The sequence below is a fragment of the Pseudoalteromonas simplex genome, from assembly GCF_015278155.1.
Lineage (GTDB): Bacteria > Pseudomonadota > Gammaproteobacteria > Enterobacterales > Alteromonadaceae > Pseudoalteromonas > Pseudoalteromonas simplex.
The window spans coordinates 152259-159053 of the sequence record NZ_JADILN010000011.1 but is presented as its reverse complement, the minus strand read 5'-3'; the positions used below and the strand labels follow the sequence as shown (position 1 = coordinate 159053).

Here is a 6795-nt window from a genome sequence, read left to right as displayed (position 1 = left end):
AGTAGGAGAAGAGGCACAAGGGCGCGAATACATCAAAGGGCCGAGGTAGCTCCTCATTATGAGCCCGCATATAAGCACGCAGTCTGACAAAATTAACGAAGGGTATTGTGCAATAGGAGGAGTCCATATAAGGCGTTTTAACGCCGAAAAAAGTAAAGGGGAAGGTATTCCAACCCCAAAAAAATATTCTGTTAGCCCCTAGCCCCTAGCACCATTCCTACGCGATATAAAATCACGGCTACAATCTTGCAACTCAAGCCTACGTCAAACGCAAGGCGATAAATTCGGCGAGTTTGTCTACGGCGGTGCCAGGGTCGTCGGTACGTTTAATTAAACTAATACCGATTTGACCAAGCTCGGGGAGGTCTTTGGTTTGCAGTTGGTAGTTAAGCTCATTCGGTACGGTGCTTTTTGCGAGTACCGTAATGCCTAAGCCTTCTTTTAACGCTGCAGTTAGGCCGGTTAAGTCGGCATTACTGTAGGCAATGCGGTATTTAATACCCGCACTTTGTAGTGCCTCGATTGCGCGGCGACGATATATACATCCCTCTGGGGCGGTTACAAGCGTGACCACATCGTTCTGTGCAAGGTTTAAATCGCCCACCCATACTAGTTGGTCTTGCATAAAAATAGGGAACTTGGCAGATTCTAGCTCTTCGTTTAATGCCAGTACTAAATCGAATTGATCTTGGCGCGAGACCGACAACAAATGTTTACTCAAACGAGAGCGCACTTCGAGCGATACGTCAGGGTAGAGGGCCACGAAGTCACCAATGATCGACGGTAAAATACGTGCGGCAAATTCACTGGGGATCCCCAAGCGCACTTTACCGGTCACGTTTTCGCTGGTGAACTGCTGCAAAATGGCATCGTTTTGTTGCAGCATTTGCTTAGCTAATGGCATGAGCAGTTCGCCATATTGATTAAGCACTTGGCGCTGGCCTTGCTTTTTAAATAGCTTATGGCCCAGCATGTCTTCTAGGCGCTTTATTTGTAAGCTCACAGCCGGTTGCGATAGCCCCAATAATTCACCTGCTTTGGCAAATCCTCCAACTTCAACAACAGTGACTAAAGTACGTAAACTATCGGTAGAAATGTTTTTCATTAAAAAATTCTATTTATAGGGCTATGTATATAAGCATTATTTATCAATTGATAAATAATTACAATTTGTTGTTGCCAGCACGGCGCAATATACTTCAATCATTAACGATTGATAGGTGTCACATATGACTTTTACGCCAATAATGTTTGCTCGCCACAGCCAAGCTGAGACCCCTGCAGACAACGTGCTGCAAGCAAATAGCGATACTGCCATTATGGATTTTAGTGGCACTGAAGCAATCCCATTTTTAACGGCTATTTTAGGTCTTGATATTAATAAGCTAACCGCCAGCGGTTTAGGCTTACGTAGTTCATTAGACGATGACCTAACAAGCAGCTACGCTTATGCCCTGTATTACTTTAACGAAACTGCATTTCGTTTTGTATTAGGTAAAGATGCCAGCGTGCAATTACAGTCGCTTATTAATGAGCAACAACTACGTTACGACATTGATTACGTAATGCGTGACGATTTAAGCGCACTAACCCTAAGTGGTGAGCAAGCGTTTGATGCCTTGGTCGATAGCTTTAAGCTAACGCCGGGGCTGCGTTTATCAGACATGCGCAGCTGCTATGGTGCACAAAGCGGTGAGGTATTTATTACCGCCATAGATAACCAAGCAACACAGCAATTTCAGCTGGTGGCGCGCCGAGCAGAGCTTGATAAATGGCAAACGCACTTACAGCAGCTCGGCTTTGATTTAGCCTTAGCCAACGTTGCTTAAAAGATAAAATTTTTAAAACAGCTACGCACTTGGGTGTTTAGCTGTTTTTTAGTTACAAAATCGCAATTTGGGTGTGACAACTGTGCAACTAATGTATAATCGCCGCCCATGTTATTCCCCCTCATTAAATTGAGGCCACGCCCCACAACTTGTGGGTTAATTTAAAAGTGAAGGAATATTATGACTTCTAAAACAGTTTTACATGCTAAGCACCTTGAAGCTGGCGCAAAAATGGTTGATTTCCACGGCTGGGAAATGCCAATCAACTACGGCTCACAAATCGAAGAGCATAATGCGGTTCGCACAGATGCAGGTATGTTTGACGTATCTCACATGACTATTGTCGATATTCAAGGCGAGCAAGCACAAGCGTTCTTACGTAAGCTAGTTGCAAACGACGTTGCTAAGTTAACTGTACCAGGTAAAGCACTTTACACAGGTATGCTTAACGAAGAAGGCGGCGTAATCGACGACCTAATCATCTACTTCTTCTCAGAAACGAACTACCGTTTAGTAGTTAACTCAGCAACACGTGAAAAAGATTTAGCGCATTTAGCTAAAGTTTCGGCTGATTTCGCCGTAACGGTTACTGAGCGTCCTGAGTTTGCAATGATTGCCGTTCAAGGCCCTAACGCACGTGCTAAAACAGCAACAGTACTTAATGCAGAGCAACAAGCTGCTGTTGAAGGTATGAAGCCTTTCTTTGGTGTGCAAGCAGGTGATTTATTTATTGCGACAACAGGCTATACTGGCGAAGATGGTTATGAAATCGTAGTACCTAACGATCAAGCTGCTGATTTTTGGCAACAACTTCTAGACGCAGGCGTAGCGCCAGCGGGTCTAGGTGCGCGTGATACGTTACGTCTTGAAGCTGGTATGAACCTTTACGGCCTAGATATGGACGAAAGTGTTTCTCCACTTGCTGCAAACATGGCGTGGACAATCGCATGGGAGCCAGAAGATCGTAAGTTTATCGGTCGTGAAGTATTAGAGCAGCAACGCGCTGACAAGAGTACAGATAAACTAGTTGGTTTAGTGCTTGAAGAAAAAGGCGTATTGCGTAGCGGTTTAAAAGTCATCGTAGAAGGTGGTGAAGGGGTGATTACCTCTGGTACATTCTCACCAACCCTTGGTCACAGTGTTGCGCTAGCACGCGTTCCGCGTTCAACTGGCGAAACAGCCCAAGTAGAGATGCGTAAAAAACTGGTTAACGTTAAGGTTGTTAAACCTTGCTTTGTACGTAACGGCAAATCAGTTATCTAAACTATAAAAAATTTGGTGTTATCACCCAATATAAACCAAAGGAACAAAAAGATGAGCAATATCCCAAGCGAATTAAAATATGCTACTTCACACGAGTGGGTTCGCGACGAAGGTGACGGTACGTTTACTGTAGGTATCACTGAGCACGCACAAGAACTTCTTGGCGACATGGTATTCGTTGAATTACCAGAAGTTGGTGATGAAGTTGACGCGGGTGAAGACTGCGCAGTAGCTGAGTCTGTAAAAGCAGCATCAGACATCTACGCACCAATCGGCGGTGAAATCGTTGCAATCAACGAAGAGCTTGAAGATTCGCCTGAAACAGTAAATAACGACCCGTACACTGACGGTTGGTTATTCCGTATCAAAGCATCTGACACATCAGAGCTTGATAACCTGTTAGACGCTGAAGGCTACGCTGACACAATCGACGAAGACTAATTAATTAGTCACGCCGACTAAAAGCCCCGTCTAGATCCCCAGCTAATTAAATGCGTAGCTTGGGTTTCACTGGGGCTTTTATGATTTTATAGCTTACTTTTCCATACGTTGTAAGTTACTGAATCAACCTGTTTTTAAGTTATTGCCAGTTACCCATTGGCAGTAACCACTTTTTTTTGGATCATAGGAATCTGGACAAATGTCAAACGCCAAATCTCTTGAACAATTAGAGCAAAAGCAAGATTTTATTCGCCGTCACATTGGGCCAAGCCCAGCGCAAGTAAGCGACATGCTAAGCGCTCTTGGAGTATCGAGTGTTGAAGAGCTGATCGGTCAAACGGTACCTGCAAGCATTCGCTTAGAGCAAGGTTTATCAATTGGCGAAAGCCGCACTGAAGTTGAAACACTAAGCTACTTAAAATCAGTAGCAAGCAAAAATAAAGTGTTCAAATCATACATCGGTCAAGGCTACCACCCAACTCACGTACCACACGTAATTTTACGTAACGTACTTGAGAACCCAGGCTGGTACACTGCGTATACACCATACCAACCAGAGATTGCACAAGGTCGTTTAGAATCATTATTAAACTTCCAGACTATGACCCTAGACCTAACTGGTCTTGATTTAGCAAGCGCGTCATTACTTGACGAGTCAACGGCTGCTGCAGAAGCAATGGGCCTTGCAAAGCGTGTTGCTAAAGCTAAAAAAGCTAACATCTTCTTCATTGCTGATGACGTACACACGCAAACTATCGACGTTGTTGCTACACGTGCAGACCAGTTCGGTTTTGACGTCGTTGTTGGTCCTGCAAGCGAAGCGGCTAACCATGAGATTTTTGGTGCATTATTCCAATACCCATCAACAACCGGTGAAATCACTGACGTAACTGACCTAATCGCACAAGTACAAGACAAAAAAGCGATTGCCTGTGTTGCTGCAGACATCATGAGCTTATTAATGCTTAAAGCACCAGGTAAACTAGGTGCAGACGTAGTACTTGGTTCAGCACAGCGTTTTGGTGTACCTATGGGTTACGGTGGTCCACACGCTGCATTCTTCGCAACACGCGACAAGTATAAGCGTTCACTACCAGGTCGTATTATCGGTGTTTCTAAAGACCGTTTAGGTAACGACGCACTACGTATGGCAATGCAAACACGTGAACAACACATTCGACGTGAAAAAGCCAATTCAAACATCTGTACTGCGCAAGTACTACTAGCGAACATGGCAGCGTTCTACGCGGTATACCACGGTCCACAAGGCCTTAAAACTATCGCTGAGCGTATCCACCGTTTTGCTGACATCTTAGCGGCAGGCTTAAAAGCGAAAGGTGTAAACCTTAAGCACGACACATGGTTCGATACACTGACTGTTGTTGCAGATAACAAAGACGAAATCGTTGCACGTGCAGTAGCAAACGGCGTTAACTTTGCGTCTAACCGCGCAGGTGAATACTCAATTTCTGTATCAGAAACAACAACTCGTGCAGACGTAGCTGAGTTATTCGACATCATTCTAGGTGAAGATCACGGCCTAAGCGTTGATGCGCTAGCAAACGAAATCGAAGTAAACGGCAGCAACTCTATTCCTGCAAGCCTAGTACGCGATGACGAAATTTTAACGCACCCTAACTTCAACTCGTACCACAGCGAGACTGAAATGTTGCGTTACATCAAGCGCCTAGAGAATAAAGACTTAGCGCTTAACCACTCTATGATCTCATTAGGTTCATGTACAATGAAACTTAATGCGACAGCTGAGATGATCCCAATCACTTGGCCTGAGTTTGCAAATTTACACCCATTCTGCCCACTTGATCAGGCAGCGGGTTACCAAATCATGATGACTGAGCTACATGATTGGTTAGTAAACATCACAGGTTACGATGCAGTTTCACTACAACCTAACTCAGGTGCGCAAGGTGAATACGCAGGCTTAATCGCGATTCGTAAATACCACGAGTCACGCGGTGAAGGTCACCGTAACGTATGTTTGATCCCAAGTTCAGCGCACGGTACAAACCCTGCGTCTGCACAAATGGCAAGCATGAAAATCGTGGTTGTTGACTGTGATAAAAACGGTAACGTTGATATGGCAGACCTTAAAGCGAAAGCCGAAGAGGTATCTGAAAACCTATCTTGTATCATGATCACTTACCCATCTACACACGGTGTTTACGAAGAAACAATTCGTGAAATCTGTGACATCGTGCATGAGCACGGCGGTCAAGTGTACATGGACGGCGCAAACATGAACGCGCAAGTAGGTGTTACAAGCCCAGGTTCAATCGGTTCTGACGTATCGCACCTTAACCTACACAAAACATTCTGTATTCCACACGGTGGTGGTGGTCCAGGTGTTGGCCCTATCGGTGTTAAATCTCACCTAGCGCCATTTATGCCTAACCACAGCGTAATTAATGTTGCTGGCACAAACATCGGTAACGGTGCGGTTTCTGCTGCTCCTTACGGCTCAGCAGCTATTTTACCAATCTCGTGGGCATACATTGCTATGATGGGCTCTGAAGGCTTAAAACAAGCAACAGAAATGGCTATCGTGAACGCTAACTACTTATCTGAGAAGCTAAGCGAGCACTACCCAATTTTATACCGTGGCCGTAACAACCGCGTTGCGCACGAGTGTATTGTTGACCTACGCCCAATCAAAGAGCAAACAGGCGTAACAGAAATGGACGTAGCTAAACGTCTACAAGATTACGGCTTCCATTCACCAACTATGTCATTCCCAGTAGCTGGCACACTAATGATTGAGCCTACTGAGTCTGAGTCTAAAGTTGAGATCGACCGTTTCATCGAAGCAATGGTGTCAATCAAGTCAGAAATCGACCGTATCGCATCTGGCGAATGGTCAATTGAAAACAACCCGCTAGTGTTTGCACCGCACACACAAGCAGACGTACTAGGCAATGAGTGGGACCGTGCATACGACCGTTTCTACGCAGCATTCCCAGTACCAAGCGTAGCAAAAGACAAATTCTGGCCTACAGTAACCCGTATCGATGACGTATACGGCGACCGTAACCTAGTTTGTTCATGCCCAGCGGTTGAGACATACCGTGACTAAGGTTTGATTTGATCAGAGTTATTATAGTTTGGGAATGATTATTATAGATTGGGAAAGTCATTAAAGATTGGGAATTCTTTTCCCAAACTATAACTCTAGAAAAGGTGAGCAGAAATGTTCACCTTTTTTATTTGTGTGCCCCATCTTAAATAAGGTTTGATCCAATTATTC

At 44.7% G+C, this 6795-nt stretch carries 5 protein-coding genes; 4 read left to right on the top strand and 1 reads right to left on the bottom strand.

Going from position 1 to position 6795, the window contains the following annotated elements:
* Window positions 1-259: 259 nt before the first annotated feature.
* Window positions 260-1105, bottom strand: a complete 846-nt coding sequence (locus IRQ78_RS17505) for a LysR family transcriptional regulator (protein WP_054560757.1) — start codon at window positions 1103-1105, stop codon at window positions 260-262.
* A 124-nt stretch (window positions 1106-1229) separates the two neighbouring features.
* Here IRQ78_RS17505 and IRQ78_RS17500 point away from each other — a divergent pair, with 124 nt between their 5' ends.
* The 4 genes from IRQ78_RS17500 (at window position 1230) to gcvP (ending at window position 6624) form a co-directional block, all read left to right on the top strand.
* Complete coding sequence (locus IRQ78_RS17500; protein WP_194442802.1) at window positions 1230-1829, top strand: hypothetical protein; 600 nt, start codon at window positions 1230-1232, stop codon at window positions 1827-1829.
* 180 nt (window positions 1830-2009) lie between these two features.
* Complete coding sequence (gene gcvT, locus IRQ78_RS17495; RefSeq protein WP_194442801.1) at window positions 2010-3092, top strand: glycine cleavage system aminomethyltransferase GcvT; 1083 nt, start codon at window positions 2010-2012, stop codon at window positions 3090-3092.
* A gap of 51 nt (window positions 3093-3143) precedes the next feature.
* Window positions 3144-3533, top strand: a complete 390-nt coding sequence (gene gcvH, locus IRQ78_RS17490) for a glycine cleavage system protein GcvH (protein WP_194442800.1) — start codon at window positions 3144-3146, stop codon at window positions 3531-3533.
* A 199-nt stretch (window positions 3534-3732) separates the two neighbouring features.
* Window positions 3733-6624, top strand: a complete 2892-nt coding sequence (gene gcvP / locus IRQ78_RS17485) for an aminomethyl-transferring glycine dehydrogenase (protein WP_194442799.1) — start codon at window positions 3733-3735, stop codon at window positions 6622-6624.
* Window positions 6625-6795: the final 171 nt, after the last annotated feature.

Excerpts from the sequence above, each read along its gene's own strand:
- IRQ78_RS17500 (WP_194442802.1), top strand. The coding sequence starts at position 1,230 with ATGACTTTTACGCCAATAATGTTTGCTCGCCACAGCCAAGCTGAGACC.
- gcvP (WP_194442799.1), top strand. The coding sequence starts at position 3,733 with ATGTCAAACGCCAAATCTCTTGAACAATTAGAGCAAAAGCAAGATTTT.
- IRQ78_RS17505 (WP_054560757.1), bottom strand. The coding sequence starts at position 1,105 with ATGAAAAACATTTCTACCGATAGTTTACGTACTTTAGTCACTGTTGTT.
- gcvT (WP_194442801.1), top strand. The coding sequence starts at position 2,010 with ATGACTTCTAAAACAGTTTTACATGCTAAGCACCTTGAAGCTGGCGCA.
- gcvH (WP_194442800.1), top strand. The coding sequence starts at position 3,144 with ATGAGCAATATCCCAAGCGAATTAAAATATGCTACTTCACACGAGTGG.